At 56.8% G+C, this 23,433-nt stretch carries 25 protein-coding genes; 6 read left to right on the forward strand and 19 right to left on the reverse strand.

All coding sequences use genetic code 11. The features are described 5' to 3' along the window. Genes rplI through rpsF form a run of 4 tightly spaced genes read right to left on the reverse strand, consistent with a single transcriptional unit; the run spans window position 1 to window position 1,449 of the window. Window positions 1–450, reverse strand: a complete 450-nt coding sequence (gene rplI, locus V3W49_RS03660) for a 50S ribosomal protein L9 (protein WP_500143760.1) — start codon at window positions 448–450, stop codon at window positions 1–3. A gap of 41 nt (window positions 451–491) precedes the next feature. Beyond that, window positions 492–719, reverse strand: a complete 228-nt coding sequence (gene rpsR, locus V3W49_RS03665) for a 30S ribosomal protein S18 (protein WP_000135199.1) — start codon at window positions 717–719, stop codon at window positions 492–494. 4 nt (window positions 720–723) lie between these two features. Continuing rightward, the gene (gene priB / locus V3W49_RS03670) at window positions 724–1,038 is read right to left on the reverse strand and encodes a primosomal replication protein N (protein WP_500143765.1); all 315 of its coding nucleotides are present in this window, start codon (window positions 1,036–1,038) and stop codon (window positions 724–726) included. A gap of 6 nt (window positions 1,039–1,044) precedes the next feature. Further along, the gene (gene rpsF / locus V3W49_RS03675; protein WP_500143766.1) at window positions 1,045–1,449 is read right to left on the reverse strand and encodes a 30S ribosomal protein S6; all 405 of its coding nucleotides are present in this window, start codon (window positions 1,447–1,449) and stop codon (window positions 1,045–1,047) included. A 322-nt stretch (window positions 1,450–1,771) separates the two neighbouring features. On the opposite strand from rpsF, the gene V3W49_RS03680 reads away from it, so the two are divergent. The 3 genes from V3W49_RS03680 to V3W49_RS03690 all read left to right on the forward strand — a co-directional run bounded on the left by V3W49_RS03680 (window position 1,772) and on the right by V3W49_RS03690 (window position 3,191). Then, on the forward strand, window positions 1,772–2,023 hold the full coding sequence (locus V3W49_RS03680; protein ID WP_500143767.1) for a hypothetical protein: 252 nt from the start codon (window positions 1,772–1,774) through the stop codon (window positions 2,021–2,023). A gap of 439 nt (window positions 2,024–2,462) precedes the next feature. Next, window positions 2,463–2,792: a biofilm peroxide resistance protein BsmA gene (gene bsmA, locus V3W49_RS03685; protein ID WP_500143769.1), complete on the forward strand. Its 330-nt coding sequence runs from the start codon at window positions 2,463–2,465 to the stop codon at window positions 2,790–2,792. Between the two features lie 123 nt (window positions 2,793–2,915). Continuing rightward, window positions 2,916–3,191: a YdgH/BhsA/McbA family protein gene (locus V3W49_RS03690; protein WP_500143770.1), complete on the forward strand. Its 276-nt coding sequence runs from the start codon at window positions 2,916–2,918 to the stop codon at window positions 3,189–3,191. 67 nt (window positions 3,192–3,258) lie between these two features. Here the strand turns inward: V3W49_RS03690 and V3W49_RS03695 are convergent, their stop codons facing one another. Next, window positions 3,259–4,893: an isovaleryl-CoA dehydrogenase gene (locus V3W49_RS03695; RefSeq protein ID WP_500143771.1), complete on the reverse strand. Its 1,635-nt coding sequence runs from the start codon at window positions 4,891–4,893 to the stop codon at window positions 3,259–3,261. Between the two features lie 177 nt (window positions 4,894–5,070). Here V3W49_RS03695 and V3W49_RS03700 point away from each other — a divergent pair, with 177 nt between their 5' ends. Beyond that, window positions 5,071–5,850, forward strand: coding sequence for a 2-oxoglutarate and iron-dependent oxygenase domain-containing protein (locus V3W49_RS03700; protein ID WP_500143773.1), 780 nt, complete (start codon window positions 5,071–5,073; stop codon window positions 5,848–5,850). After that, complete coding sequence (locus V3W49_RS03705) at window positions 5,843–5,983, forward strand: hypothetical protein (RefSeq protein WP_500143774.1); 141 nt, start codon at window positions 5,843–5,845, stop codon at window positions 5,981–5,983. The genes V3W49_RS03700 and V3W49_RS03705 overlap by 8 nt, the downstream gene beginning before the upstream one ends. Before the next feature lie 151 nt (window positions 5,984–6,134). Here the strand turns inward: V3W49_RS03705 and rlmB are convergent, their stop codons facing one another. From rlmB to nnr, 14 genes are all read right to left on the reverse strand, one after another. Next, entirely contained in the window at window positions 6,135–6,866 is a 732-nt protein-coding gene (gene rlmB / locus V3W49_RS03710) for a 23S rRNA (guanosine(2251)-2'-O)-methyltransferase RlmB (protein ID WP_500143775.1), read from the reverse strand. Window positions 6,867–6,941: 75 nt separating this feature from the next. Next, entirely contained in the window at window positions 6,942–9,395 is a 2,454-nt protein-coding gene (rnr, locus tag V3W49_RS03715; protein ID WP_500143778.1) for a ribonuclease R, read from the reverse strand. 38 nt (window positions 9,396–9,433) lie between these two features. Continuing rightward, window positions 9,434–9,859, reverse strand: a complete 426-nt coding sequence (gene nsrR, locus V3W49_RS03720; RefSeq protein WP_500143779.1) for a nitric oxide-sensing transcriptional repressor NsrR — start codon at window positions 9,857–9,859, stop codon at window positions 9,434–9,436. A gap of 196 nt (window positions 9,860–10,055) precedes the next feature. Beyond that, window positions 10,056–11,354, reverse strand: coding sequence for an adenylosuccinate synthase (locus V3W49_RS03725; protein ID WP_500143780.1), 1,299 nt, complete (start codon window positions 11,352–11,354; stop codon window positions 10,056–10,058). 103 nt (window positions 11,355–11,457) lie between these two features. Then, entirely contained in the window at window positions 11,458–11,655 is a 198-nt protein-coding gene (locus V3W49_RS03730; RefSeq protein ID WP_500143781.1) for a DUF2065 domain-containing protein, read from the reverse strand. Window positions 11,656–11,728: 73 nt separating this feature from the next. Further along, window positions 11,729–12,733, reverse strand: coding sequence for a protease modulator HflC (gene hflC, locus V3W49_RS03735; RefSeq protein ID WP_500143782.1), 1,005 nt, complete (start codon window positions 12,731–12,733; stop codon window positions 11,729–11,731). Window positions 12,734–12,735: 2 nt separating this feature from the next. Beyond that, window positions 12,736–13,971, reverse strand: coding sequence for an FtsH protease activity modulator HflK (gene hflK, locus V3W49_RS03740; protein ID WP_500143783.1), 1,236 nt, complete (start codon window positions 13,969–13,971; stop codon window positions 12,736–12,738). Window positions 13,972–14,191: 220 nt separating this feature from the next. Continuing rightward, complete coding sequence (hflX, locus tag V3W49_RS03745) at window positions 14,192–15,472, reverse strand: ribosome rescue GTPase HflX (RefSeq protein ID WP_500143784.1); 1,281 nt, start codon at window positions 15,470–15,472, stop codon at window positions 14,192–14,194. A 76-nt stretch (window positions 15,473–15,548) separates the two neighbouring features. Beyond that, entirely contained in the window at window positions 15,549–15,863 is a 315-nt protein-coding gene (gene hfq / locus V3W49_RS03750; protein ID WP_138095458.1) for an RNA chaperone Hfq, read from the reverse strand. Between the two features lie 114 nt (window positions 15,864–15,977). Further along, window positions 15,978–16,919 (reverse strand): tRNA (adenosine(37)-N6)-dimethylallyltransferase MiaA, encoded by a 942-nt coding sequence (miaA, locus tag V3W49_RS03755; protein WP_500143785.1) that lies wholly within the window; start codon window positions 16,917–16,919, stop codon window positions 15,978–15,980. Continuing rightward, entirely contained in the window at window positions 16,912–18,801 is a 1,890-nt protein-coding gene (gene mutL, locus V3W49_RS03760) for a DNA mismatch repair endonuclease MutL (RefSeq protein WP_500143786.1), read from the reverse strand. The genes miaA and mutL overlap by 8 nt, the downstream gene beginning before the upstream one ends. Window positions 18,802–18,810: 9 nt before the next feature. Further along, the gene (gene amiB / locus V3W49_RS03765) at window positions 18,811–20,163 is read right to left on the reverse strand and encodes an N-acetylmuramoyl-L-alanine amidase AmiB (RefSeq protein WP_500143787.1); all 1,353 of its coding nucleotides are present in this window, start codon (window positions 20,161–20,163) and stop codon (window positions 18,811–18,813) included. 13 nt (window positions 20,164–20,176) lie between these two features. Next, window positions 20,177–20,635 carry a tRNA (adenosine(37)-N6)-threonylcarbamoyltransferase complex ATPase subunit type 1 TsaE gene (gene tsaE / locus V3W49_RS03770; RefSeq protein WP_500143788.1) on the reverse strand — a complete coding sequence of 153 codons (459 nt, stop codon included), beginning with the start codon at window positions 20,633–20,635 and terminating at the stop codon, window positions 20,177–20,179. 7 nt (window positions 20,636–20,642) lie between these two features. Further along, window positions 20,643–22,154 carry a bifunctional ADP-dependent NAD(P)H-hydrate dehydratase/NAD(P)H-hydrate epimerase gene (nnr, locus tag V3W49_RS03775; RefSeq protein ID WP_500143789.1) on the reverse strand — a complete coding sequence of 504 codons (1,512 nt, stop codon included), beginning with the start codon at window positions 22,152–22,154 and terminating at the stop codon, window positions 20,643–20,645. Here nnr and queG point away from each other — a divergent pair. Next, on the forward strand, window positions 22,153–23,295 hold the full coding sequence (gene queG, locus V3W49_RS03780) for a tRNA epoxyqueuosine(34) reductase QueG (protein ID WP_500143791.1): 1,143 nt from the start codon (window positions 22,153–22,155) through the stop codon (window positions 23,293–23,295). The genes nnr and queG overlap by 2 nt on opposite strands. Window positions 23,296–23,433 lie beyond the last annotated feature (138 nt).

Raw genomic sequence — 23,433 nt, forward strand, 5'->3', positions numbered from 1 at the left:
TTATTCAGCAACCACGTTCACGTTCAGTTTAGCGAATACTTCGCTGTGTACCTGGAAGCTAACTTCGTGCTCACCGGTAACGCGCAGAACGCCTTCCGGCAGACGAACTTCGCTCTTGGCCACTTCAACGCCCGCTGCACTAACAGCATCAGCGATGTCGCGAGTACCGATAGAACCGAACAGCTTGCCTTCGTCGCCCGCTTTAGACGCGATGGTGACAGAACCCAGCGCGTTGATTTTCTCAGCGCGAGCTTCAGCTGCCGCCAAAACCTCAGCCAGTTTGGCTTCCAGTTCAGCGCGACGCGCTTCGAAGAACTCGATGTTCTTTTTGGTTGCCAGGACAGCTTTGCCCTGAGGAACCAGGAAGTTACGTGCGTAACCCGCTTTAACATTTACCTGATCGCCCAGGCTACCCAGGTTTGCTACTTTATCAAGCAGAATAACTTGCATTACCTTATCCTCTCAAAGTCGTATTAATGGACCGTGGCCGATTACTGATGACGATCAGTGTACGGCAGCAGAGACAGGTAGCGCGCGCGCTTGATAGCGCGGGCCAGCTGACGCTGGTATTTTGCACGGGTACCGGTGATACGGCTCGGGACAATCTTACCGCTTTCGGTGATGTAGTTTTTCAGCGTAGCGATATCTTTGTAGTCGATCTCTTGAACGCCTTCCGCGGTGAAACGGCAGAACTTGCGACGACGGAAATAACGTGCCATTTGGCTAGTCTCCAGAATCTATCAATTCAATCTGTTCGGCATGCAATACCAGTTTATTTAGCCCATTTCGCGCCTGATGGCAGCTGATAAAGCCATGAACAAGGATGTGCGTGCCGACCGTTATACTGTGAGTAATGGCCTGGTTGTCCTGCCCGCTAACGATAACCGGCATTCTGCACCACGCCTGCCGGTGAAAACCGGCCTCCTCCTGCACTGAACGGTGCTCAAGCACGAACTGGCAATGAGGAATACCTGATGGACTGACCTTTCGAAGGGGCTCCCGACACACGGTACCGGACAGCGCCAGACGGTTGGCCATCAGTAATTACTCTTCAGAATCCCCAGCATTAGAGGCTTCAGTGTTATCGCTGGTAGAAGCGCTCTCTTCACGACGCTGCTCGCGGCGCTCATCTTTCGCTTTAACCATCGGGGAAGCTTCAGTCACAGCGTGCTTGGTACGCATGACCATGCTGCGGATAACGGCATCGTTGAAACGGAAGCTGGTTTCCAGCTCATCGATCGCTTCCTGCGGAGCTTCCACGTTCAGCAGAACGTAGTGCGCTTTGTGCAGTTTGTTGATCGGGTAAGCCAGCTGACGACGGCCCCAGTCTTCCAGACGATGGATCTTGCCTTCAGCACCAGTGATGATACCGGTGTAACGCTCGATCATGCCCGGAACCTGTTCGCTCTGGTCAGGATGGACCATAAAAACGATTTCGTAATGACGCATCGATTTTGCTCCTTACGGATTATTCAGCCTCCTGTCTGGGTCAGCCGGGTCCCGGGGAGGCAAGGAACGTGTTTAGTTCGGCTGAAAAATTGACGCGTCATTCTACCGGGAGCCGGTTACAAACTCAACGCCGCTCTGACATAAAAAGACGAAATAAAGGCACTCATCGCCACAATCGCTGCATCGGGAAATCTATAATTACTTACGTATAGTGATTATATCGCTTCGTTATCGCATAGCGAAGGATTCAACGATCGCCGGTTCACAGCGAGCGGGGCGCCACAGGAACGGGAGCGCCGCTCACGCAGTCGTGGAGCGCATCATGATGAAAACCCTGATCTTACTTATCGCCGCGCTGATGCTTATGCTATCCGCGCCCGTTGTCGCCGTTATTAGCGCACAGTCGCCCCAGGCGCTGGCGCGCAATATGGATGACGTCCAGAGCCTGGGGGTTATCTACATTAACCGCAATGGCGCCGACGCCCCCCTGGCGAGTCCTGCAAGTGAAACGCCAGAGGATTTACAACAATCCATGGCGCAGGGGCCCGGCATATCGCCCGTTCCACGGCTCTGACCTCCGCTCCTGAGAGCCGGGTGAAAAAACACCGTATATGCCAGCGTTTCTGCGCGTGATATGGCGTCGCACGCCCTTGTGCTATTCGCAGCGCAGATTACCGTCCAGCCCCGGGTTTCCGGTGCGGCGGCCGGTGCCGGGAAGGCCTCAAAATTACGCCGCAATGTCTGCCACACATGCCCCATTCGCCCTTCACCATCCCCGAAAAAGTGCTCACCATACCCAATAGCATCAATCATGATGGCCCGGCCCCCCCTGGTATCCGCGCTCTGGAGCCCACTTCCACGCAGATTCCTGGCGCAGGCAAGCTCTGTTACGTAACGGAGGATCAATTGTTGCCAAACGGTAACCTGAAGCCGTTCTGGTTAACAGAATTGCGATCCCGTCCCTGGTGATACCGTATCTACTGGCTACAATAATTCCTAAAAGGAAATGGACAATGTTTATACGATGGTTTGTATCCGTGCTGCTGACGCTCTCCCTGACGGCCTGTTCCGTACTTCAGGGAACGCCGCAGCCACCGCCGCCGGTAAGCGATCGGCCCCAACAAATTCAGCGCTATCAGACTCAGGGGCTGCAAAGAATCGGTTCGGCGAGCGCTATCGTCAGGGGTGCCCCCTCGGACGGTGAAGCAGCCATCTATAACAAGGCCGTGGCCGCTGGCGCCGATTACTACGTTATCGTCATGAATGATGAAACGGTGGTACCGGGCCAATGGTACATACAGGCAGTGCTGTATCGTGATCCAGGACACGCACCCTTTTCCTAGTCTTACATGTCTTTGCACGCACTTATCGTTTCGTGTGCACAATGGAAGCCAGACCTGCGGCAACAAAGGACGAAGTTAATCAAGGAAGACCCTGAGACCGGGGTATATGAAAAGGAGCTGCTTATGACACGAACGCTGGTACTACCCGCCGTATTGTCGTCTGTCGGATTGATCACTCCCTTTGCGCGCTCTGCTGAAGAAGCGCGCGCTGACCGGGTGACCGGTCTGAATGAGATAGGCACCATCTGGGTGAATGCACTCAGTGAAGATATGCAGGATATGGAACATATTGTGGCGCAGAAGGCGGATGAACAGGGCGCCTCTTACTACCGCATTGTTCGGGTTCAGGAAAATCAGGTTCCGGACAACTGGCGCGTGCAGGCGATACTCTATGCCTGAACAGACGACGCTCTGACAACGGCCCTGCTCAATCCACTCATCTGACAGGGCCGTTCCCCTTCCTTCGCTAGTGCACGCCTCCTGATGCCCGCAGCAGTAAATCCTCCAGTTGACGTTCCGGCAACGGCATATCGCCGCGTGAATCCAGCCGCATTCTGCACCAGGCTTCGGCCAGCGGCGGCGAAAGATGGCGCAGCAACTGAGCACCGCTTGCCAGCAGAGCCAGCTGCCGGGCAATCGCCTGACCGTACTCTTCACGTGGACTGGCCAGCCGTCGCTGCAGCTGGCGCCAGGCGCGATCGAAATGACGGCTCTGGCCTTTCACCTCGTCAAATTCCGATTTCAGCATCTCCATCATACCACTCCGGGTGGCCAGCGCCCGCAAGACATCCAGACACATAATGTTGCCGGAGCCTTCCCAGATGCTGTTCACCGGCATTTCACGATACAGACGCGGCAGCTCGCTCTCTTCGCAGTAACCAATTCCCCCCAGCGCTTCCATGGCCTCAGCCACAAAGGGAATGCCGTCCCTGCAGAGAGTAAACTTGGCCGCCGGCGTAAACAGCCGCCGCCAGGCGTGCTCCTGCTCGTCGTTTCCCCCCTCCCAGGCCCGGGCCAGCCGGAACAGAAAGGCAGTTTGCCCCTCCAGAGTTAACGCCATCCGCCCCAGAGTCTGGCGCATCAGCGGCTGGTCGATGAGCGCCTTTCCGAAAGCCTGGCGCTGGTGGGCATGATAAAGCGCGATGGAAAATGCCCGGCGCATCAAGCCGTGGCTGCCAAGCGCACAGTCGAAACGCGTCATTCCCCCCATTTCCAGAATACGCCGCACGCCCTCACCCTCTTCGCCAATCAGCCAACCTGTGGCATCCTGAAACTCCACCTCAGCGCTGGCGTTAGAGCGATTACCCAGCTTGTCTTTCAGACGCTCCAGCCGGATGGCATTACGCTGGCCGTCAGGCAGGAAGCGCGGCACAAAGAAACAGGAAATGCCCCCTTCAGTTCTGGCCAACACCAGATGGGCATCGCTCTGCGGTACCGAAAAGAACCATTTGTGCCCCACCAGCCGATAGGCTTCGCCAGGGCCACGTCGTTCGAAAGGGGTGGCCTGAGTGGTCGTACTCAGCACATCGGAACCGCCCTGCTTTTCGGTCATTCCCATGCCGATCAGTAACCCTCGTTTCTGACTGCCGGGCAGCAGATGGGCATCGTAGCGATCGCTCATTAGCGATTTTCGCCAGTCGGAAAACGCCGCAGGCAGGTGGCGGATCAGCAGCGGTGTCGCGGCAAAGGTCATGGTCACAGGACAGAGCGTGCCCGCTTCCACCTGGGCGTGCAGCATAAAGCGCGCCGCCCGGGCCACAAAGGCGCCTTTACGGGCATCCTCCTGCCACGGCAGATTATGCACCCGGTTAGCGCACAGCCCCTGCATCAGCAAATGCCAGGCCGGATGGAAACGTACGTCATCCAGCCGCCGTCCACCGGGATCGTAGCGCAACAGCTCGGGTGGATTGACGTTCGCCAGCCTGCCAAGCTCCAGCGATTCGGCGGTTCCCAACTGCTGACCAATACTGGCGAGTACGTCATTATCCCAACCGCCCCCCTCGCGCCTGACCGCCTCGCGCAACGGGCAGTCGGACAGAAAGAGGTTACTGTTGTGTAACGGAGTGGGTTGATTAAAAACGGTGTGAGTTTGCCATTGCATCACAGGAATCCCTCCATAAATGTGGCGATGGCTTAAGTATGGACAAAATTATCATCAACGCTCATTTCTCAGAAGGTATTCAGGTGGTCAGTATTTGACCATGTTTGATGAATAAATTAAGCCTTCTAAGGATAGTAAACCTACACAAACCGGAGACGCTATCCATGGCCCTTATTGATGAATAATATCGCTGATAAAAATACCATCATACAATTTGAAGGTTTTGTTCCTGTCATTAATCTGAGACCCGCACGCCAGGGAGACCGTGAAAGTCGTCTGGCAGTCGCCAGGGCGATTGGACAAACTTGTGAATCCAGTGGTTTCTTTGTGATTACCGGACACGGTGTCCCTGACAAAATTGTTAATAATGTCAGACAATCAACAAAAGATTTTTTCGCCCTTTCACACGAAGAGAAAGCAAGCTTACTTAGCGATCAGGACGATCCCCTGATGCGCGGTTTTGGACGGGATGGCAGCGTAGCAGCAACCAATGATCCCTCTCAGGCCACCCTGGAACGACAAAATCCAGATCTGGCTGAAACCTATACTATCAGTCGGCCAGGCGATCCTGGCGGTGTCGATGATGTTCCCGGCGAAATAGCCAGACGAATTGGTTATCCCAATAAGTGGCCCCGGATTGCCCATTTTGAACAAAACTATCGCGCTTACTATCAGGCAATGGAAACACTGGCCCGGGAAATTATGCAACTGTTTGCATTGTCGCTTAACCTACCGGAAAACTGGTTTGATAAGCAGATAGACCGCCATATGACAAATCTGACCGCTAATTACTATCCGGCGCAGAAACAAGCCCCCGCTCCCGGACAGCTCCGCAAGGGTAAACATAGTGACTGGGGGAGTCTGACGATTCTTCAGCGAGACGAAGCGCCAGGAGGACTACAGGTTGCAGGGAGAATGGCAGGATGTCCCGAATGTTCCTGGCTCATTTGTGATTAATATTGGCGATCTCATGGCAATATGGACAAATAATCGCTGGGTCAGCACAGTGCACAGAGTCGTCAATCCCCCACGCGAATATGCCAGTTCAAAACTGGTACTCTATCGCTTTTTTCCATCAACCCAATTTTGATGCCGTTATTGAGAGCATTCCCGGCTGTTCAACCCCTGACAATCCTTCTCAATATGCGCCAGTTCTTTCAGGAGAATACATCATGGAAAAATTCCGACTGGCATACTGAATATACAGACAGGAGCCATTCACCCTGAATGGCTCCTGTTATTCAGCCGCGCTGTCTGACGACTTCGAACAGGCATACGCCGGTCGCGACCGATACGTTGAGCGACGAAACGCTGCCCGCCATTGGGATGCCGATAAGCTCATCGCAGTGCTCGCGAGTCAGACGGCGCATACCTTCGCCTTCTGCGCCCATAACCAGCGCCAGCGGCCCCACCAGCTTACTCTGGTAAAGCGTATGGGAGGCTTCGCCTGCGGTTCCCACAATCCAGATATTCTCCTGCTGAAGCATGCGCATAGTGCGAGCCAGGTTGGTTACGCGGATCAGCGGAACGGTTTCCGCCGCCCCGCAGGCCACCTTCTTCGCCGTCGCGTTCAGTTGAGCAGAACGATCTTTGGGAACGATAACCGCGTGAACGCCGGCCGCGTCGGCGCTACGCAGGCAGGCGCCCAGGTTGTGGGGATCGGTAACGCCGTCCAGGATCAGCAGAAAAGGCTGAGCGACGGCGGCGATCAGATCCGGCAGATCGTTTTCCTGATACTGACGCCCGGGACGCACCAGCGCAATGATCCCCTGGTGCACTGCACCGTCGGACTTCTCATCCAGCCACTGGCGGTTGGCCATCTGAATCACCACGCCCTGCGCTTCGAGCGCCTGAATCAGCGGATGCAAACGTTTATCATCGCGCCCTTTCAGGACAAAAACTTGCAGAAAGCGTTCCGGCGCGCGTTCCAGCAAAGCCTGAACGGCGTGGATACCATAGATGGTTTCACTCATGAAGACTACTCGTTATACATTCTGTTTAATAAACTTCCCCTCCCCGAAAGGGAGAGGGGATCAGAGGATGGAGCCCTATTGAGGGGCCTGGTCCGCTTTCTTCTTCGCGCGCTTCTCTTTCGCGGCGGCGGCTATCTTACGGGTTTTCGCCGACGGTTTTTTGCCTTTCTTCCCTTTATCCGACTTCTTCCCGGATTTGCTTTCTGATTTTTTGCTGTCGCGAAAAGCGCTGTCCGGTTCGAAATTGACCCGACGGCTGGCATCGCGGCGCCCGCCGCTTTTACCTTTGCCTGTGCTCCTTTTCGCTTTATCACGCGCGGTCTTTCCCGCCCCGCGCACACCGCGCTGGCTGGAGATCAACGAAAAGTCGATCTTACGCTCATCCATATTGACCGCTTCCACCCGCACTTCCACGCGATCGCCCAACCGGTAGGTCTGGCCGCCGGATTCGCCAATCAGACGCTGGCCCACCTGATCGAAGCGGTAGTAATCGTTATCAAGCGAAGAGACATGCACCAGACCATCGATAAACAGTTCATCCAGCCGCACAAAGAAACCGAAACCGGTCACGCTGGAGATAACGCCGCTAAAGGTGTTCCCCACCTGATCCAGCATAAAGTCGCACTTCAGCCAGTCCGCCACTTCGCGGGTGGCTTCGTCAGCGCGACGCTCGGTCATCGAACAGTGGTCGCCCAGTTGCAGCATCTCTTCCATGCTGTAGTGCCAGCTGCCGGTCTGCCCCGCATGCGCCTCTTCGTTCCGCTGTTTTTCCAGCAGATATTTGATAGTGCGATGCAGCAGCAGATCGGGATAGCGGCGGATCGGCGACGTAAAGTGGCCGTAGGAAGAGAGCGCCAGCCCGAAGTGGCCGCGGTTTTCTGGATCGTAGATCGCCTGTTTCATGGAACGCAGCAGCATAATCTGCAGCATTTCGTGATCGGGGCGATCGGCAATGGAATCCAGCAGTGCCGCATAGTCGCCCGGCTGCGGCTTATTGCCGCCCGGAAGCTCCAGTCCCAGCTCCGACAGTACCGAACGGAACGCGTTGATCGCTTCGGTAGTCGGACGGTCATGTACCCGGAACAGCGCCGGCTCTTTGTGTTTTTCCACAAAGCGCGCCGCCGATACATTCGCCAGGATCATGCACTCTTCAATAAGCTTATGAGCGTCGTTGCGCTGGGTCTGTTCAATGCGCTCGATACGGCGTTCAGCGTTAAAGATAAACTTCGCCTCTTCACTCTCAAACGAGATGCCGCCGCGCTCGCCGCGAGCCTGTTCCAGCGTCTTGTACAGATGATGCAGTTCCTCAATGGGCTTCACCAGCGGCTGATACTGCTCGCGCAGCTCGGCGTCGCCCTGCAGGATATGCCACACCTTGGTGTAGGTCAGACGGGCGTGGGAGCTCATCACCGCTTCATAAAATTTATACGACGAGAGATTACCGCGGGCGGAGATGGTCATCTCACACACCATACACAGACGGTCTACCTGCGGGTTCAGCGAACAGAGGCCGTTAGAGAGCACCTCTGGCAGCATCGGCACCACCTGAGAGGGGAAGTAAACCGACGTACCACGGCTGCGCGCCTCTTTATCCAGTGGCGTGCGCGGGCGCACATAGTAGCTGACATCAGCAATAGCCACCCACAGGCGCCAGCCGCCGCCGCGCTTCTTCTCGCAGTAAACGGCGTCGTCAAAATCGCGGGCGTCTTCGCCGTCGATGGTGACCAGCGGCAGATCGCGCAGATCTACCCGACCCTGCTTGGCCGACTCTGGCACCTGTTCGCTCAGACCAGAGATCTGCGTCTCCACCTCTTTCGGCCACACGTAAGGAATGTCGTGGCTACGCAGGGCGATATCTACTGCCATGCCGGTGCCCATATTATCGCCCAGCACCTCGACGATCTTACCGACCGCTTTGGTGCGCCGCGTCGGGCGCTGGGTCAGTTCAACCACCACCACAAAGCCCATACGGGCCCCCTGAATCTCTTCCGGCGGGATCAGGATATCAAAGCTCAGGCGACTGTCGTCCGGCACCACGAAGCCGACGCCAGCTTCGGTAAAGTAGCGGCCGACGATCTGGCCGGTGCGCGGCTCCAGTATTCGAACGATGCGCGCTTCGCGACGCCCTTTACGATCTGCGCCCAGCGGCTGGGCCAGCACCTCATCGCCGTGAATACAGCGCTTCATCTCTTCTGACGAGAGATAGAAGTCGTCTTTGCTCCCTTCAACTCTCAGAAAGCCATAACCGTCGCGATGACCAATGACCTTGCCCTTCACCAGATCGAGGCGTTCCGGCAATGCGTAGCACTGGCGGCGGGTAAAAACCAGCTGCCCGTCGCGCTCCATGGCGCGCAGGCGGCGACGCAGCGCCTCTTCCTGCTCTTCGCCTTCAATCTTCAGTTCGTGGGCCAGCTCGTCGCGGCTGGCCGGTTTTTCGCGTTTGGACAGGAGATCGAGAATAAATTCACGGCTGGGAATCGGGTTGGTGTATTTCTCGGCTTCTCGTTCCTGAAATGGATCTTGTGACATTGCGGTTCCTCCGTTGTCATCCGCTGGCGGAATTTTCGTCATTCCACCAACAATAATTTGTATAACGCCTGGTTTTCATCCACTAAATCGGCCAGCGTGTAGTTATCCAGTTCCTGAAGGAAGCTTTGCACCGCCTGAGAGAGCGCCAGTTTAAGACGACAGGCCGGTGTTATATGACAAAACTCGCTACTGCAGTTAACCAGAGTCAGCGGTTCCAGGGAGCGAACCACGTCGCCCACGCGGACTTCATGCGCCGGTTTACCTAAACGGATGCCGCCGTTCTTACCGCGCACTGCGGTCACATAACCAGCCCGACTAAGCTGATTGATGATCTTCACCATATGATTACGGGAGACACCATACACCTCTGTGACTTCTGAGATGCTGGTCATGCGCCCTTTCGGCAAAGACGCCATATAAATTAAAGCTCGCAGGCCGTAATCCGTAAAACTCGTTAACTGCACATAAACCTCGGGTAAAGGGAGGGAAAACGCTCTATGCCCTGCCGGGCAATCTTTATAATGATGATAAACCAGCCATCGGCCTGGCAGCTAATTAATTTGGGCTGACCTGACAGAAAGTGGATGTTGTAGCGGACGGGGGATAAGAGATGGGCCTACCAGAACCAGGTCGGGCGCGTTACCGCGCCCGACCTGTTGATTATGCATCGTACGGGTCGCGCAAAATCATGGTTTCACTGCGATCCGGGCCAGTAGAGATAATATCCACGGGAACCCCGGTCAGCTCTTCGATACGCTTGATGTAGTTCAGCGCAGCCTGCGGCAGCTGGTTGCGATCTTTAACGCCAAAAGTGCTTTCAGACCAACCCGGCATGCTTTCGTAGATAGGCTCAATGCCGTCCCAGTTTTCCGCCGCCATCGGAGTGGTGGATACTTCGCGACCATCCGGCAAACGGTAAGCCACGCAGATCTTGACCTCTTCCAGGCCGTCCAGAACATCCAGTTTGGTCAGGCAGAAACCAGACAGCGAGTTGATCTGTACGGCGCGTTTCACCGCCACGGCATCCAGCCAGCCGGTACGGCGACGGCGACCTGTAGTGGCGCCAAATTCGTTACCCTGCTTACACAGGTACTCGCCCACATCATCGAACAACTCGGTCGGGAACGGGCCGGCGCCTACGCGGGTAGAGTAAGCTTTCAGGATACCCAGTACGTAGTCAACATAACGCGGCCCCAGACCTGAACCGGTGGAAACACCGCCAGCGGTGGTGTTGGAGGAAGTTACGTAAGGATAGGTGCCGTGGTCGATATCCAGCAGCGTGCCCTGCGCACCTTCAAACATAATAAAGTCGCCGCGCAGACGCGCCTGATCCAGCAGATCGGATACGTCCACCACCATGCTGGTCAGCAGGTCGGCGACTGCCATCGCATCGTCCAGCACCTTTTGATAGTCCACCGGGGAAGCCTTGTAGAAGTGCTCCAGCTGGAAGTTGTGATATTCCATCACCTCTTTCAGCTTACTGGCGAAGGTTTCTTTATCGAACAGATCGCCCACGCGCAGACCACGACGGGCCACTTTGTCTTCATAAGCCGGACCGATACCGCGACCGGTAGTGCCAATAGCTTTAGCGCCGCGCGCTTTTTCACGGGCAACGTCCAGCGCAACATGGTAGTCCAGAATCAACGGACAGGCCTCGGATAACAGCAGACGTTCGCGCACCGGAACACCGCGATCTTCCAGCTCTTTCATCTCTTTCAGCAAAGCCTGCGGAGAAAGCACCACACCGTTGCCGATGATGCTGATGACGTTCTCGCGAAGAATACCTGAGGGAATAAGATGGAGGACGGTTTTTTCACCGTTAATGACCAGCGTATGACCTGCGTTGTGACCGCCCTGATAGCGCACAACATATTTGGCCCGTTCAGTCAGAAGATCAACAATTTTGCCTTTACCTTCGTCACCCCATTGGGTGCCCAGTACGACGACGTTGTTACCCATTTTTCAATATCACCGTTTGCTTAAAAATGGATTCTACCATCGGTTTTGCAGATGTTCAGCACCTTTTGGCTATAAAAACGCGCATGTTATGCCGGTTTATTCATCAGACAATCGTTTTCCTCAACATGTAGTAGATGACGATGCCAGCAACCACAAGAGCGCCGCCATAGCGCCTTAATATTCCATCAGGCAGTTGGGTAATACTGCCGATCATTCGGCGCCACAGGTCGGGAAACAGCATCGGGCCAAGGCCTTCCAGCACCAGAACCAACGCCAGTGCAGTCAGAATTGTTGCGTTCATTCGCCTTCCATCACATAAAAAAAGAACCGGAGAAATTTCCGGCTCTTTATATCACACTCAGCGGGACGCTGGATTAACGCGAGCTATGAGTCGGCGTCTTCATATAGCGGAAGAAGTCGTTTTCAGGGCTCAGCACCATCACATCCTGGTTAGAGTTAAAGCTGGACTCGTAAGCACGCAGGCTACGGATAAAGGCATAGAAATCCGGATCCTGGCTAAAGGCGTCGGCAAACAGCTTCGCCGCTTCAGCATCGCCTTCACCACGCGTCATTCGCGCCTGACGTTCGGCTTCAGCCAGCGTGCGGGTCACCTGATAGTCCGCCGCGGCGCGCAGCTTCTCGGCCTCTTCCTGCCCCTGAGAGCGATGACGACGGGCAACGGCAGCGCGTTCGGCGCGCATACGGTTGTAAATCGCCTCGGACACCTCGGTCGGCAGGTTGATCTGCTTGATACGCACATCCACCACTTCGATACCCAGTGCCGCCATGCTGTTCGGGTTAATAACCGGCACCTTGCCATCGGTCTCTTTCGCGACACGCTCCGCCGCTTTGGCGATAGCGTCGTCGGCCGCCGGCGTTTCGACTTCATCCTCGGTACCGGCGGAGCCGGAGTTCAGGGCTTCACGCACCTCAATGGTCAGACGACCGCGGGAATCGGTAACGATATCCTTCACGTCCAGACGACCAATTTCAGAACGCAGACGGTCACTGAACTTACGCTTCAGCAGCACCTCGGCCTGAGAGACATCACCGCCGCCCGTCGCCAGGTAGTAGCGGCTGAAGTCGCTGATGCGCCACTTAATGTAAGAATCGACGATCAGATCTTTCTTCTCTTTAGTCACGAAGCGATCTGCCTGGTTATCCATGGTCTGGATACGGGCGTCCAGCGTCTTCACAGACTCGATAAACGGCACCTTAAAGTGCAGGCCCGGCGCATAAACCAGCGGCTTATTCTCGTCGTCGCGCACCACTTTACCAAAGCGCAACGTAATCCCGCGCTCACCCTCTTTCACCACAAAGATAGAGGCATAGAGCACGACCAGTACAATCACGATGATTGCGATTAATGACTTCCGCATCGTTATTCACCCCCCCGGCGCTGGGTATCGTTGCGCTGCGCGTTAGCGCGACGCTGATCCATGATGTCTCCACTGCTGGACGACGATGAATGGCTGGCGCTGCTGTTAGACTCCGACGCTGGCGGCAAACGCAGCAGATCGCTGCTCTGTGAATTCGCGGCCGGCGCTTTAGCGCCGCCCTTCAGCATCTGATCAAGCGGCAGCACCATCAGGTTGCCCCCTTTGTCGTTGACCAGCACTTTCCGGGTATGGCTAAGCACTTTCTCCATAGTTTCAATGTAGAGACGCTCGCGGGTGATCTCCGGCGCGGCTTTGTATTCCGGCAGGATCTTAGCAAAACGCGCGACTTCCCCCTGAGCTTCCAGAACGGTCTGGGTCTTATAGGCCCGGGCCTCTTCCAGAATACGCTGCGCGCGACCATTGGCGCGAGGCTGTACTTCATTCGCGTAAGCTTCCGCTTCGCGGATATACTGCTGCTCGTTTTCACGGGCGGCAATGGCATCGTCAAACGCGGATTTCACCTCTTCCGGCGGACGCGCAGCCTGGAAGTTGACGTCCAGCAGCGTTATCCCCATGTTGTATGGCTTGATGGTTTCTTCCAGCTCGCGCTGGGTATCGCTACGGATAACGGTACGCCCTTCCGTAAGGATACGATCCATGGTGTATTTGCCGATCACGCCGCGCAGCGCGCTGTCAGTGGCCTGACGCAGGCTATCGTCGGCGCTGGTGACGCTATACAGGTAGCGTTCGGGATCGGTCACGCGGTACTGTACGTTCATTTCCACACGCACCACGTTTTCGTCGGAGGTCAGCATCACGCCGGATGCGGCCAGTTCCCGCACTGATTCCACGTTAACTGCCCTGACGTTATCGATAAAGGTGGGTTTCCAGTTCAGACCGGGCTCGACCAGATGGCTAAACTTGCCGAAACGCGTCACAACGCCGCGCTCCGCTTCTTTAATGGTATAAAAACCACTGGCCGCCCAGATAATCACCGCCGCCGCCGCGACGATGCCGACCAGCTTACCGCCTATATGGCCGCGCGGGCCTTGCCCACTGCCGCCTTTGTTGCCGCCGCCGAAGCCGCCAAGCTTTTTGCTCAGCTTGCGGAAGATATCATCCAGATCGGGAGGCCCCTGCTCGCGGCCCCCTTTATTTCCCCCAGAGTCGCCGCCAGGTTTGCTGCTTCCCCACGGGTCGCGGTCCTGTCCGTTATTACCGGGCTGATTCCACGCCATGTATGTGCTCCATATTTGTTGTGCGGTGATATCCCCTTCATACTTCAAGCTGCCTCTCTGTTGGCTGCCTTCACTCACCCCGGTCACATAGTACGGTTATGCGCCCGGGGATTCATTCAGTTGCCGTCGCGATGCAACTTGAATTATTTTGGGTATCCCCTTCATTCAATATTTCAGGTATACCCCTCTCAGGGGAAAGTCTTCAGGTAAGCCGAGGCGATTAAACAAGATAATCGACCAGTGCCGGTTCCTGCTTACAGAGGCGACGCCATTCCACCACGGGCAAACGAACCTCCAGCCCGACGCTGCCGTCTTCCTCCATCCACTCTTTTTCTATCGCCTGAAGCTGATAAAACCGGCTTCGCAGGCGACCTTCTCGCGGAGGAAGACGCAGAATATGCTGCGCTATCTCCCCGGAAAGCCTCTCCGTCAGAGCCTGGAAAAGCAGTGGCAAACCGTCACCAGTCTGCGCTGAAAGCCAGACCCGTACCGGTACGTTCTCTTCATCACGATCGATGCGCGGTTCAAAACCATCCAGCATATCGATCTTGTTCATCACCAGTAGCGTCGGCAGTTCCCTGGCATCAATTTCCTCAAGCACCGACTCTACGGCTTCAATATTTTCCTGCACCCGGTGATCCGCTGCGTCGATCACGTGCAGCAGCAACGTAGCCTGACGGGTCTCCTGCAGCGTCGCCTTAAAGGCGGCGACCAGGTCGTGGGGCAGGTGACGGATAAAACCAACGGTGTCCGCCAGCACCGTTTCACCAACGTCTGCCACGTCGATACGACGCAGCGTGGGATCCAGCGTGGCAAACAGCTGATCTGCTGCATAGACGCCGGACTCGGTGACCCGGTTAAACAGCGTGGATTTACCTGCGTTGGTATAACCAACCAAAGATACGGTCGGCACGTCGGCACGGGTACGGGCGCGTCGGCCCTGTTCACGCTGCTTTTCAACTTTTTCCAGCCGCGAGAGGATCTGTGTAATACGGTTGCGCAGCAGACGGCGGTCCGTCTCAAGCTGGGTTTCCCCCGGCCCACGCAGACCAATCCCCCCTTTCTGACGCTCAAGGTGAGTCCACCCCCGAACCAGTCGCGTCGCCAGATGACGCAACTGCGCCAGTTCTACCTGCAACTTACCCTCATGGGTACGGGCTCGCTGGGCAAAAATATCTAAAATCAGTCCGGTGCGATCGATAACACGGCATTCGCACAGGCGCTCAAGGTTACGTTCCTGAGCGGGGGTTAACGCATGGTCAAAGAGCACGACTGATGCCCCAGTGGCTTTAACTGCGTCGGCAATTTCAGTTGCCTTGCCCTCACCAACAAAGTACTTCGGGTGCGGCGCCTTTCGGGTACCGGTCACCACCTGCAAAGCATCGACACCAGCGGAAGAGACCAGGGCTTCAAACTCCTGGAGATCCTCCATGTCTTTGTCTTGCGAAAAATAGATGTGTACCAGTACCGCCTGCTCACCGGCATCATAACGGTCAAACAAGCGTATAACCTCTCAAAAAGACCAGCGGGGAACGCAGATAAACTGGTTCCCCGGCATGGAACTACAGCCCGCCACCTTATTCGGTTGCGTCGCTGTCCTGCTGCCCGGCGGAACCCGCCTGCGCGTTATTGCTGTTGCCATGGTGATAGTTGCTGGAACCGCCGCCGGCATTGTTGCTGTGATGAGATACCGGACGTGACGGAACAACAGTAGAAATCGCGTGCTTATAGACCATCTGGCTGACCGTGTTTTTCAACAGGATCACAAACTGATCAAAAGACTCAATCTGACCTTGCAGCTTAATACCATTCACCAAATAAATAGAAACCGGAACACGTTCCCGACGCAGCGCGTTCAGAAACGGGTCTTGCAAAGATTGCCCCTTAGCCATTCTATCTTTTCCTTATAGCTTGTTGTTTGTACTCATGAACCCTTGGGCTCTGAAAAAACTGTCTAAAAAATTTGCACACACACGAGTCGCCGTAATTGTACACGTTCAATGTACTCACGCACCAACTACCTGCAACACTCGCTGCAGAGATTGCCGGGGATTGTCGCTATCCAGCCATTCCACCCCATCCCAGCCCCGCAGCCAGGTCATCTGACGTTTAGCCAGCTGCCTCGTGGCACAAACACCGCGATAAACCATCTCATCGTAAGCGATCTCGCCGGACAAATATGACCACATCTGGCGATATCCCACACAACGAACGGAAGGCATATCCGTATGCAAGTCTCCGCGGGCAAAAAGTGCCCGAACTTCTGCTTCAAAACCTGAAGCCAACATCTGATGAAAACGCTGCTCGATTCGCTGATGGAGCAGTTCACGGCTCGCCGGGGCGATGGCGAACTGATGCACCTGATACGGTAGAGCGTCTCCGGAAGTTTGCGTCAACTCCGTTAAAGTTTTACCCGAAATGAAAAAAACTTCCAGTGCCCGGGAAAGTCTTTGCGGATCATTCGGATGGATTCGCCGTGCCGCCACCGGATCAATAGCTTCAAGCTCCCGGTGCAGCGCCCCCCATCCCTGCTCTGCCGCCTGTCGCTCAATTCGCTCACGCACCGCGGGATCCGCGGAGGGCAGCGGCGAAAGTCCTTCGAGTAACGCTTTGAAATAGAGCATGGTACCGCCGACCAGCAGCGGAATTCGGCCGGACGCCGTTATTTCTGCCATCTGTTCCAGCGCGCTGCGACGAAAATCCGCAGCCGACCAGCTTTCAGCAGGATCCAGAATATCCAGCAGGCGATGCGGCGCCAGGGCCTGCTCATCCGCCCCCGGCTTGGCCGTTCCTACGTCCATGCCCCGATAAATCAGAGCCGAATCCACGCTAATCAGCTCCACCGGCAGCAGGCTACGCAGCTTAATCGCCAGCGCGGTCTTACCAGAGGCAGTGGGCCCCATCAAAAAAATAGCCTTAGGCAGGCCTGCCTTACTTTCGTTACTCATGCTTCAGGGCATTCATCGCCGGATGTATATCTACAGGTTGCAACAGACCACCAGGCGGTGATTTCACCAGTTGCGGACAGAGCTGCTCCAGGGAGGCCAGTAGCGTTATCGCCTGAGCCTGGCTCCACTCGGCTTGCTCGCTTGCTAAATGGCGAGCCAGCCAGTGGCCAATATGGGAACTTTCGCACTCTGTCTGCTGCGCCAGGTAGCCTATCAGTTCAGGAATCAAGATTTGTAAATTTTGTTGTCGTAAGGGTAAAGGCACCGCGCGAACCGTCACATGCCGGGCATCGATGGCGAATTCTACGCCAGTTTCCGCCAACTGCGTCTGATACCGTTTCAGGGTATCACGCTCTGGCGCCTGAAGCTGTAGACGAACCGGAATCAATAGCGGCTGCGCCCGTAACCTTTCGCTACCAGGCGTCAACTGAGCCTGGCGCAACCAGCGTTCCGCTACCGGCAGCGACAGCAGCATCAACGCGCCGTCGCGCTCCAGCAGCGCCAGTTCGTTCTGAATGACGGTCAGCACCCGGCCGAAGCTCTGGCTGTGAGCCGCCAGCGCGGCCTCCTGCGGCGGCGGAGAAGCCGTCTCTGCTGCCACTTCCCGGGGCGTATCCAGTAACTGGCGATACAGCGCGCCCTGGCGTTTCTGATAGCCCGGCGCGGCATGGGGCCAGTCGCCCGAACTCTGACTGCGTCCCCCTGCCGAGCCACTGCTGCTTCGCGCTTCTGTTGTCGCAGGGGCGGTTGATGCGCGATAGCCTGCTTCAGGCTCCCTGGCCGGGCGGGAAAAGTGGTTCTCGCCGGCAGATATTCGGGTTTCCGGCTGCCAGCGCGGCGATGCTGCCTTCCCGGTTTCTTCCAGTGGAAGAAGGCTTTCGGTCTGCTGATGCAGGACGCTCAACACGCCCTGGTAGATAAAATCGTGTACCAGCCGCGACTGATGAAAACGTACTTCATGCTTGGCCGGATGAACGTTCACGTCCACCTGATGAGGGTCCACCTCCAGATAGAGCACGTAGGCAGGCTGACCGGCATCACCTCTCCCCTCTTCGCAGGCCTGGCGAATGGCATGATTGATCAGACGATCGCGCATCATGCGTCCGTTAACGTAACAGTACTGGATTTCAGCGCACGAAGCGTCGGTACCGCGGGGATCCGCCACCCAGCCCCGCAGGGCCAAATCGCCATGCTGCCACTCAATGGCCAGCGCCTGTTCCATAAAGGCGGCGCCGCAAATCGCGCCCAGACGCCGCTCGCGCTGACCGCCTTCCTGAACCGCCCGGTACTGACGCACCAGTTTGCCGTTATGAGTCAGATTAATAGCGACATCGAAGCGCGCCAGCGCGATGCGCCGCACCACTTCGTCGATATGGCCGAATTCGGTCTTTTCCGTGCGCAGAAACTTGCGACGCGCCGGAGTGTTATAGAACAGATCCAGCACTTCCAGCGTGGTTCCCACAGGATGCGCCGCCGGTTTTACCGTCACCGCCATCTCACGCCCTTCGGCATAAGCCTGCCAGGCTTCCTGCTGGGCTTCGGTGCGGGAAGTGAGCGTCAGCCGGGAAACCGAACTGATACTGGCCAGCGCCTCGCCGCGAAAACCGAGGCTGATAATCGCCTCCAGATCGTCGAGCGTGGCTATCTTACTGGTGGCATGGCGAGCCAGAGCCAGCGACAGCTCCTCTTTATTGATGCCGCAGCCATTATCGCGAATGCGGATAAGCTTTGCGCCGCCGCGCTCAATATCGATATCGATGCGGGTCGCGCCGGCATCAAGGCTATTTTCCACCAGCTCTTTAACCACCGATGCCGGCCGTTCCACCACTTCGCCCGCAGCGATCTGGTTCGCCAACTGCGGCGGTAAGAGCTGAATCGGCATACTTTCTCCTTAGTGAGCCACAGCAGCGCGGTCTCCCACGCCTTCCGTACTGGCCAACTGGGGTTGTTCCGGATCCGGCGCAGTCTGTAGCGGATGCGCCTGGAAGTAATCACGCAGCCCCTGATAGATAGCGTTAGCGATCTGCTGCTGATAGCTGCTGCTTCCCAGTAAACGCTCTTCACTGCTGTTACTGATAAACCCGGTTTCAACCAGCAAAGAAGGGATGTCCGGCGCCCTCAGAACCCCAAGACTGGCATGCTGAGGCCGCAGTTTATGAATCTGCCCGACGCCGTCCAGTCGGGACAATACGCTACGAGCCACATCGTAGCCAACGCGCTGCGAGTGGCCAAACTGCAAATCAAGCACCGCCTGGCTGAGATAGGGATCCGACTGGCTGTTTGCCAGAACATCTCCGGCGCCGCCCAGTAGCTCGGACTGTTTTTCGTGCTGCTCCAGCCAGCTGGCCATTTCACTATTCGCCCGGCGGTTAGAAAGCACCCAGATAGAAGCGCCTCTGGCCTGGCGATTCGGCGCAGCGTCGGCGTGAATGGAAACCAACAGGTTGGCGTTATGGCGGCGCGCCACGTCGGAACGCCCCATCACCGAAATAAAATAGTCGCCGTCGCGCGTCAGTACCCCTTTAAACTGCGGATCGTCGTTCAGCAGGCTCTTCAGCTTTCGGGCGATGGCGATCGTCACATTCTTCTCACGAGTGCCGCCCTGACCGATAGCCCCAGGATCCTGACCGCCGTGACCCGCATCAATGGCAACGATAATCGGCCCACTGGTGGCGCCGGTGTTGCGCGCCTTCGCCGGGCGGAGCGATCGGTTGTCACTAACAACAGCCGTTGCGCTGTTGCTGTCTGCCCGGAAGGGATTTTTCGCTGGCTGAGCAGGTGCCCGCGACGTCACCGGCGTAGGCGCTGGTGACGGGGCTGGCTGGCGCCGGGCCACAACCGGGGCCGGAGCAGACTTCGGCTTATCCGCGTCAATGGTAAAGACCAGGGTATAGCTGGCGCCGCTGTTATGTTTTTCAACCCGCGGCTTACCATCGCGGGTGAGATCCACCAGCAAACGCAGCATCTGGCTGCTTTCCGGCGTACCGGAACGGATACGCTGTACCAGATTCTGCCCGCTAAAATTAAGCGGCAGCCCCTGAATAATGCCAGTCTGTCGAATATCCAGCACCAGCGTACGGCTCCCCTGGCGGGACCAGGTATATTCGGGGTCCCCCATAAAGCTAAAGGTAATACGAGCCTGGTCATCCTTGTTGGAGACCTGAATATCGGACAGACTCGCCGCCTGAAGCGGTGCACACAGCACCACCAGTGCAGCCAACAGCCAACCTTTAACGCGCCACATAGTTAAATCCCTGTTAAGCCAGACGAGCCAACAGCGCCTCTCCCGCAGGTGATACGGCACGGATTTCCGCCTCACGCCCCTGCGTCTGGTAGCTCAGATAAATTTCTAAATCCGGTTCAGGCAGCACGCCTGCTCCCTGCTGCGGCCACTCCACCAGGCAGATTGCATCCCGGGTGAAATAGTCGCGGATCCCCATGAATTCCAGCTCTTCGGGATCCGCCAGCCGATATAAGTCAAAGTGATAAACCCGCTTATCGCCCAGCTCATAGGGTTCGACCAGGGTATAGGTCGGGCTTTTCACATTGCCCTGATAGCCCATTCCCTGAAGAAATCCACGGCTGAAAGTGGTTTTCCCGGCGCCTAAATCGCCATACAGCCAGATCGTAGTCATCCCCTGAGTCGCCCGGGCGATACGCTGCCCCAGCGCCAGAGTGGCGGGTTCATCAGGTAAAGGCATTACAAGGTTCGTCATGATTCAGTTACTTCACATCCGGGTTAACAAAACGATAAAGCGCGGCAAACAGATCGCTGGCCAGCATCCCGCGCTGACCATAGCGCCGGGCCAGCTCATCCGCTGCGGCGCCGTGTACCACGCAGCTGGCGCACAATGCCTCCCAGGGCGGAAGCTTTTGTGCCAGCAGGGCGGCGATAATGCCGGTCAGGACATCTCCCATACCGCCGCTTGCCATACCTGGGTTTCCGGCATCGATAATCCCGAGCGCCCCCAGTTCATCCGCCACCACGCTACCGGCCCCTTTGAGCACCACGCCGCCGCCATATCTTTTTACCAGAGCTTTAGCCGCAAGTAAGCGATCGCTTTCAATTTGCGTCACGCTACAGTTGAGCAGGCGTGCAGCTTCGCCGGGGTGCGGCGTAATAATGCGATTCTGACGTTTATCGGGATTGATTGCCAGCAGGTTAAGCGCATCTGCGTCCCAGACCATCGGCCCACGAAAGTTTTCCACCTTTTGCAGCGCCTTTTTTCCCCAGCTTCCCTGACCCAGCCCCGGGCCGATGGCCACTACATCGGCCCATTCCAGGCTCTGGCTCAGGCTTTCTGAGGTCAGTTCATGCACCATCAGTTCCGGCCGGGCACTCAGCAGCGGCGCGATATTCTCCTTGTGAGTAAGCACTCGCACAAGCCCTGCTCCAGCGCGTAACGCGGCTTCACCGGTCATACGTATGGCGCCGGCAGTTCCCCGATCGCCGCCAATCACCACCAGACGCCCGTTATCACCCTTATGGGCTGTTGCACGGCGCGGCTTCAGCCACTGCGCCAGTTGCGTGGCGTCATAGCGCGTGACGGGAGCGTGCTGCGCGTCAAGCCAGGACTCCAGTCCCAGCGCATTATGATGCAATTTTCCGGTAAAATCGCGGCCGCGTCCGGTCAGCAATCCGGGCTTAAGGGCAATAAAAGTGACGGTATGGTTGGCGCAAACGGCGACGCCAGGCGCTGCGCCTGTTTGCGCGCTCAGACCTGACGGCGTATCCAGCGCCACCACCGGCGCAGGGTGCTGGTTGATATGGTCAATCAGTTGCGCTGCCGACGCCCGTGGAGCCGCTTTCAGCCCCGTGCCCAGCAGACCATCGACGATGAGATCGACCCCCTCCGGCCAGGGCACCTGTGCGCTGTGGATAGTTCCCCCCGCATCGAGCCAGGCCGTGCGGGCGCGCTGAGCCTCTTCCGGCAGGGGCTTGTCGCCCTCCAGGGCCAGCAGCGTCACGCTAATGCCGGCGCCCCGCGCCAGACGCGCCACCACATAGCCATCGCCGCCGTTATTGCCATGCCCACAAAGTACCAGCCAGTGGCGGCTGTCAGGATAGTAAGTATTTACAATATGAAACGCGGCCTCGCCGGCACGCTGCATCAGCTCATACAGCGTCAGCCCCAGTGCGTCCGCCGCCTCTTTTTCAGCAATGCGCAGCCAGTCCGCAGGCCAGACCTCATGTGGTATACTGACGTCGTTGTTCTTCAGGTTATGGTCCATCATGTCACAGCCCCTCGATCTCAATCAGTTAGCGCAAGATATCAAACAGTGGGGCAAAGCGCTCGGCTTCCAGCATGTCGGCATCACCGACACCGATCTTTCCGCCAGCGAGCCGGCGCTCCAGGCCTGGCTGGATAAGCAATACCACGGCGAAATGGAATGGATGGCCCGCCATGGCATGATGCGCGCGCGTCCCCACGAACTGCTGCCCGGCACCCTGCGGGTTATCAGCGTACGGATGAACTACCTGCCTGCCAAAGCGGGCTTCGCCAGCACGCTGAAGAATCCGAACCTGGGCTATGTCAGCCGCTACGCGCTGGGCCGCGACTATCATAAATTACTGCGTAATCGGCTTAAAAAGCTGGGCGAAACTATTCGCAGCCACTGCACTTCCCTGAATTTTAGACCCTTTGTTGACTCAGCGCCGCTGCTGGAGCGGCCGCTGGCCGAAAAAGCCGGGCTGGGCTGGACAGGTAAGCACTCACTTATTCTCAGCCGGGATGCCGGTTCTTTCTTCTTTTTGGGGGAGTTACTGATCGATCTACCGCTGCCCGTCGACCAGCCGGTAAATGAGGAGTGCGGCCGCTGTGTGGCCTGTATGACCACCTGCCCCACCGGCGCCATCGTCGAACCCTACGTGGTGGACGCCCGACGCTGTATCTCCTATCTGACTATTGAACTGGAAGGTGCGATACCTGAAGAGTTCCGCCCGCTGATGGGTAACCGCATCTATGGCTGCGACGACTGCCAGCTTATCTGCCCATGGAATCGTTTTTCGCAGCTAACCGATGAAGCGGACTTTAGCCCCCGTCAGGCGTTGCATGCCCCGCAGTTGGTTGAGCTGTTTGCCTGGAGCGAAGAGAAATTCCTGAAAGTCACCGAAGGTTCTGCCATTCGACGTATCGGTCATCTGCGCTGGCTACGTAATATCGCCGTGGCGCTGGGCAACGCCCCCTGGGATCCGGCCTGCCTGGCGGCATTACAGCAGCGCCAGGGCGAACATCCATTGCTGGATGAACATATCGACTGGGCTATCGCCCGCCAGCTTGAAAAACGCAGCGCCGACGCGGTAGAAGTACGCCCCGCCAAACAGCAGCAGCGTCTGGTCAGAGCCATTGAAAAAGGGTTGCCGCGCGACGCCTGATTTACTTTCCCCAGGCTGTGTATAAAAAATAAAAGCCCTTGCCATTCAATAAAGAAAAAATGGTCAAGTGATCTGGTTAACAGTTTGAAGTGAAATTTATATATTAAAAAAGAGTGAGTTACAGAAATTTTGTCAGCA

This window comes from Rosenbergiella sp. YN46, assembly GCF_036620675.1.
GTDB lineage: Bacteria > Pseudomonadota > Gammaproteobacteria > Enterobacterales > Enterobacteriaceae > Jejubacter.

Excerpts from the sequence above, each read along its gene's own strand:
- rpsR (WP_000135199.1), bottom strand. The coding sequence starts at position 719 with ATGGCACGTTATTTCCGTCGTCGCAAGTTCTGCCGTTTCACCGCGGAA.
- rnr (WP_500143778.1), bottom strand. The coding sequence starts at position 9,395 with ATGTCACAAGATCCATTTCAGGAACGAGAAGCCGAGAAATACACCAAC.
- hfq (WP_138095458.1), bottom strand. The coding sequence starts at position 15,863 with ATGGCTAAGGGGCAATCTTTGCAAGACCCGTTTCTGAACGCGCTGCGT.
- V3W49_RS03680 (WP_500143767.1), top strand. The coding sequence starts at position 1,772 with ATGATGAAAACCCTGATCTTACTTATCGCCGCGCTGATGCTTATGCTA.
- V3W49_RS03730 (WP_500143781.1), bottom strand. The coding sequence starts at position 11,655 with ATGAACGCAACAATTCTGACTGCACTGGCGTTGGTTCTGGTGCTGGAA.
- amiB (WP_500143787.1), bottom strand. The coding sequence starts at position 20,163 with ATGTGGCGCGTTAAAGGTTGGCTGTTGGCTGCACTGGTGGTGCTGTGT.
- V3W49_RS03725 (WP_500143780.1), bottom strand. The coding sequence starts at position 11,354 with ATGGGTAACAACGTCGTCGTACTGGGCACCCAATGGGGTGACGAAGGT.
- V3W49_RS03700 (WP_500143773.1), top strand. The coding sequence starts at position 5,071 with ATGAATAATATCGCTGATAAAAATACCATCATACAATTTGAAGGTTTT.
- nnr (WP_500143789.1), bottom strand. The coding sequence starts at position 22,154 with ATGATGGACCATAACCTGAAGAACAACGACGTCAGTATACCACATGAG.
- tsaE (WP_500143788.1), bottom strand. The coding sequence starts at position 20,635 with ATGACGAACCTTGTAATGCCTTTACCTGATGAACCCGCCACTCTGGCG.
- hflK (WP_500143783.1), bottom strand. The coding sequence starts at position 13,971 with ATGGCGTGGAATCAGCCCGGTAATAACGGACAGGACCGCGACCCGTGG.
- mutL (WP_500143786.1), bottom strand. The coding sequence starts at position 18,801 with ATGCCGATTCAGCTCTTACCGCCGCAGTTGGCGAACCAGATCGCTGCG.
- bsmA (WP_500143769.1), top strand. The coding sequence starts at position 2,463 with ATGTTTATACGATGGTTTGTATCCGTGCTGCTGACGCTCTCCCTGACG.
- queG (WP_500143791.1), top strand. The coding sequence starts at position 22,153 with ATGTCACAGCCCCTCGATCTCAATCAGTTAGCGCAAGATATCAAACAG.
- hflC (WP_500143782.1), bottom strand. The coding sequence starts at position 12,733 with ATGCGGAAGTCATTAATCGCAATCATCGTGATTGTACTGGTCGTGCTC.
- rplI (WP_500143760.1), bottom strand. The coding sequence starts at position 450 with ATGCAAGTTATTCTGCTTGATAAAGTAGCAAACCTGGGTAGCCTGGGC.
- miaA (WP_500143785.1), bottom strand. The coding sequence starts at position 16,919 with ATGAGTAACGAAAGTAAGGCAGGCCTGCCTAAGGCTATTTTTTTGATG.
- V3W49_RS03695 (WP_500143771.1), bottom strand. The coding sequence starts at position 4,893 with ATGCAATGGCAAACTCACACCGTTTTTAATCAACCCACTCCGTTACAC.
- rlmB (WP_500143775.1), bottom strand. The coding sequence starts at position 6,866 with ATGAGTGAAACCATCTATGGTATCCACGCCGTTCAGGCTTTGCTGGAA.
- priB (WP_500143765.1), bottom strand. The coding sequence starts at position 1,038 with ATGGCCAACCGTCTGGCGCTGTCCGGTACCGTGTGTCGGGAGCCCCTT.
- V3W49_RS03690 (WP_500143770.1), top strand. The coding sequence starts at position 2,916 with ATGACACGAACGCTGGTACTACCCGCCGTATTGTCGTCTGTCGGATTG.
- rpsF (WP_500143766.1), bottom strand. The coding sequence starts at position 1,449 with ATGCGTCATTACGAAATCGTTTTTATGGTCCATCCTGACCAGAGCGAA.